This is a genomic window from Mesonia aestuariivivens, assembly GCF_019311235.1.
Taxonomy (GTDB): Bacteria; Bacteroidota; Bacteroidia; order Flavobacteriales; family Flavobacteriaceae; genus Mesonia; species Mesonia aestuariivivens.
The window spans coordinates 1-4,359 of record NZ_JAHWDF010000037.1 but is presented as its reverse complement, the minus strand read 5'-3'; the positions used below and the strand labels follow the sequence as shown (position 1 = coordinate 4,359).

Genomic DNA, 4,359 nt, shown 5'->3' with positions numbered 1-4,359 from the left:
GGATGGCTTTTGGGTTTTCTTTTCTAAACCGGGCAATGGTATTGTGATCGGGTTTTAAGTTTTTAATCAGCCAGATCACTTCAATGTTACGATAAGCCTCTTTCTCCAATCTTCGGGAAGATCGCATACGGTTCATATAACCATAGATAAAGAGCTTGAGCAGATCAGCCGGATCATAGGGCGGCCTTCCCTGAGTGGCTATGGTTTGAAAGCCCATTTTTGATAAATCGAGCAAGTTTACAAATTGATCGATGAGCCGTACGCTATTCTCCCCAGGAATCATATCATCCAAACAGGTTGCGTAAAGGCTGAGCTGTTCCCGGTCTTGTCCTTGTTGATATTCCATACCTTAAAAATAAACATACCAAAGATCATATCCTGAAAAATAATCGGTAAAGATGGCATGGTTTTGAGACAGTCTGACGGTCTCGTATATGGAAAGTAGCGGATTTTCAATACTAACTTTTCAGTTTAATCCATTTTTTAAATTTACAAAACCAACTTTGATTTAAGCACTTAAACCGCTATTTTTTATATACATTGTTACCTGCTGGCTTTTTCCCTTTCATTCAGTTAGCGTTGGCGTGAAAGCTCTTTGCAACCGCAGGAACGAGGATTGCAATGTGCTTGAACTTTGCGTTGGATTTAAATCAAACTGTATGTTTCACTTGGTGGAAATAATAATTCAATTCCTTTAGGTTTAATTTTAAATAAAGGTCCTTTTTCAACCACTTTTCCTTTTGAATTTCGTTTTATTAAATGGTCAAGTGTTATAATTCCTTGTTCAATTAATAAATCAAATTGAGATGTAATTGGTTTTTTCGTGTGTTCAACCAATTTGTACTGAAAATGTTCTCGATTATCTATTTTTATACTTTCTGCTTCAACCCAGAAAGTTTCTTTGTGTTTTGATTTAAGTCTATTGTGTAGCTTGTCCAAAGTCCAAACTACAAAATCTCCAATTTCAGGTTTATCAGAGTTTTCAATCAGTTGCTTGATGTCACTATCAATTCTCATATTTAACCCTTGTGAGTTTCTTGTAATTGCCGAAACTGTACAATACAGTTTAAAGTCATCTTCACGTTCGTAGCCAAAAGCATCTAAAATTTCTGCTGAACTTTTGAACTTACTTAATTTCCAGTCAGGAACTTGAGCGAACAAATTTTTTCTGTTTGTTCTACTGTTTCTGAAAGACTTTAGTTCAATACCTTTATAATCTGGCTGTTTAGAAGAATTAATATCTATTCCCAATGCAGTCTCAAGCGTTCGACCAACAGACGTATCAGCATCTACCATTGAAGGAATTGGTCCAGAACCTGCAATTTTTCTTAACATTGATAAAAGCTCCAGAGCAACCTCATTTTCAGTTGTATTAATTGCATTGATTAACTCTTGAAATGGATTTTGAATTGAAGAATCAATCAACGTTTTGACATCAAGTTTTGTTAAGTTGAAAATTTGAAAACTATCGTTAAAATAAGTGATTGCAATAATATCGTTCGGGTCAGCAATCTTCGTTAAACTATAAAACCAAATCCTTGGGTCTCCGTTTTTAGTTTGAGGTCTATACAAAGAGGCTTTTGACTTTATTGTTTTGAATTCTGTATGAATTACTGTCGGAATGATAACTTTATTATCAGGACCTTGCTTTTGTAATTCGTAATCGTGAATTTCTTCACTTTTCAGATAGCTACGAACAGAACCAGTTGCATCCATAATCGATTTTTTCAAACCTGTTTCTGTTGGTTCAATTAACGATAGGGCAACTTGGTTTTTAGTCAATAATTTTATCTTTTCTTGTTCTGTGTTGGTAAGTTTTCTCACTTAATGTTTTTTAAAATTTCACTTGCGACTGCTCTTGCTAATAACGGTGGAACTGCGTTTCCAACCAAAGTGTATTGTGGAACTTCTGTTTTTCTGTTATTACCACCTGTCGAACGCTTGCCTTGAAAAACAAAAGAGTCATCAAAGGACTGTAAACGAGCCATTTCTCTAACAGTTAACGCTCTTGGTGTGTTATAATGAATATAATCATCAGGAATTGTCATAACTGTTGGACTTTGCTCATCTGGTTTTAAAACATTGTAGTTTCGTTTGTTGGAAGTTAAACCGCATTTGTCCAATTCGAATTGGGCATCTTTATAACTGCCATTCTTCAGAATAACATCCAAACGCTTAATTACAGTTTTACTTTGATTGCTTGTTTTATGATTGTTCAGTAAGTCAAAGTATTTTTCTCCTGCTTCAAGTGCTTCTGAATTTTTCACGTAAAACGGTTTGGTTTTTGGTTGAAAACGTTCAATTAATCGACCATTTTTTGACCATTCAGAATACGATTTTCCTCCTTTTGAAATCGGTTTGCCATCAATACTTCTTTTCTTAAGAAGGCTCGCCATTTTTTTTGCTGTTCCGTTATATTGTTTTGAAATATCCACCAATTCATAGCGGTGTGCTTCTTGGTTATTTCCTATAAAATCTAAATCATAAAGTGCTTCAAAAATGGTTACTTTTTCATTTTCTGAAACTGTTGAAGGAATTTCTGAAATGAATTTTTGGTCTTTACGGCAACCGATAAAAAGAACTCGTTCTCTGTTTTGCGGAACACCGTAATTTGAAGCATTGGCAACAAATGGCTTTTCTATTTTGTATAGTCGAATTTTTTCTAAAATAGAATTCAATTCTTTTTTTTGAGATGTATTGCAACTCGATTTCAATATGTCGATGGATTCATCAAAAGAGGTTGCATAAATTTTTAATGCAGTAATTATATCGTTGCAATCTTTTTTGAAAGTTTCTGGGATTTTTAATGATTTAAATGATGTTTCAATTCTTGAAATAATTTTTTCAGGACTAATTTCGGTTAGGAAATCTGTAAACGCATCTGCAAAATCATCACTATAAATGTTGCAATAGTCTTTTTCTCTGATGATGTCACGTTTTAATTTATCCCATTGTTTAGTTCTTGACAATAGTTTAAAACCGTGTCGAATTGTATTGATGTTTACGTCAGTTTTACTCGTTTTGTAATCTGCAATTTTTGGCGTTATTTTTCTAAAACGGTTATCAATAAAGTTGATGTATTCCTCTCTTCCAGAATCTTTGTCTTTTTCGAGCAACTTTTCAAGTTCTACTTTTTTAATTAAGCAATCGTATATAAACGAATTCGATTCTGTTTTGTTTTTCTTGATAAATGTTATTAAAAGAGGGATTTCATTAATATCAATGATTGAATTGATTTCATTAATAATCAATTCTTTTATTTTACCGCCTTCTTTTGTTAGAATACCCTTTACGTTTTCCATTACAAAGTATTTTGGTTGTAATACTTTTATAACTTCTAAATAGTGTGAAAACAGGTCGTCTTTTTTGTCAAATTTTTTACGCTTTCCTGCTAAACTGAAACTTTGACAAGGTGGACCTCCACAAACAACATCAATAGTTTTTCCATCAATTTTTTCCAGTAAATTATCTAAAAAATCAGGTTCGGTGATATCTTGTGTTAAAAATTTAGCATCTAAACCTAATTGATGATTATACCTAACTACGTGAGTTAATTCACAATTTTCATTAATGTCATTTGCTACAATGAAATCGTAAAACTTGTTATTATGTTCAGCTTGTAAAAAGCCTTCGCTAAAACCGCCAGCACCTGCAAATAAATCTACAAATGTAATTGGCTTTCCATACAGAGATATTTGCTCTTTAACTAAATTGACATTGTTGTTTTCTTTGTAGTTTTCTATATGCTCGTTTAGAAGAGTCTTGACCTCATTTTTATCAAATACTTTTTTATTAGAATGATGCAAAATTTCGTCTGCTCTTTCGTTTAGAAAGTTTAAGTAATGATTTATTTCTCGGGTTTCGTAGCTAGTTCCCGTTGCTCGTTGTTTAGTTTTATTGAAATTCTTTGATTTTATTTTTTGACCAGTTGCTAACTTTACTTGATTTCCATTGCAGTTAATTCTCAAATGGATAGGTGAAAGTCCTTTTTTGTCGGGTTTATCTAAATAGAAATTTATTGTTGCCATAATTATTAACGGACGTTTTTACGTACACGGACAAATTTACGGACATTTTTGAAAATTCCTATTATTATCATCAAAATGTTGGTTGAAAAAGGCAAGCTCTTTTTATTTTGTGAGGCACGAGCAAAATGAAATGTGCTTGACTGTGCGGCTGGATTCAGCTTGCAGGTAACGGCAGTCTGTCTCAAAACTACCTAATTTTTTTTAAAAAATAATTGAAATTAGGGGTAAAGCCAAAATTTGCATTAATTTTTGTTTGCTTTTGTATTAATGCCTTAAAAGTTCGTTTTAGTCTTATATGTGCTTTTATAAGCTTTCTGATGTTAAAAAAGAG

At 32.7% G+C, this 4,359-nt stretch carries 3 protein-coding genes; all 3 read right to left on the bottom strand.

The window, feature by feature from the left end:
* Window positions 1-346 (bottom strand): transposase (locus KW502_RS15025; RefSeq protein WP_219041374.1); only part of this gene is annotated, 346 nt, incomplete at its 3' end.
* 299 nt (window positions 347-645) lie between these two features.
* A complete protein-coding gene (locus tag KW502_RS15020) occupies window positions 646-1,824 on the bottom strand; it encodes an MvaI/BcnI restriction endonuclease family protein (protein ID WP_219041373.1) in 1,179 nt (392 codons plus the stop codon).
* Window positions 1,821-4,028, bottom strand: coding sequence for a DNA cytosine methyltransferase (locus KW502_RS15015; protein WP_219041372.1), 2,208 nt, complete (start codon window positions 4,026-4,028; stop codon window positions 1,821-1,823). Before KW502_RS15015 ends, KW502_RS15020 begins: the two co-directional genes overlap by 4 nt.
* Window positions 4,029-4,359: the final 331 nt, after the last annotated feature.